Genomic DNA, 212 nt, shown 5'->3' with positions numbered 1-212 from the left:
ATAACTGGGAATACGCATCAAAATATTACGCTTTAAACCTAAATTATGTAACTCATTTTCAATATGATAGTGTCCAATGCCTGCATCAATATCAATGTGGGATTCATTTAAATATTGTTCAGCAGAAATACTTTGATTGCTCAAACGCTGATGATCTTTGGAGGCGATCACCACATAAAACTGTTCAAATAATTTTTGTTGATAAAAACCAT

At 31.6% G+C, this 212-nt stretch carries 1 pseudogene; it reads right to left on the bottom strand.

The features are described 5' to 3' along the window. A pseudogene (locus AVJ19_RS21455) lies at nucleotides 1-212 on the bottom strand (LysR family transcriptional regulator); the annotation flags it as partial.

The organism is Acinetobacter sp. CFCC 10889 (assembly GCF_003268395.1).
GTDB lineage: Bacteria > Pseudomonadota > Gammaproteobacteria > Pseudomonadales > Moraxellaceae > Acinetobacter.
The sequence above is the reverse complement of the archived record's forward strand: the minus strand, read 5'-3'. Positions and strand labels throughout refer to the sequence as shown.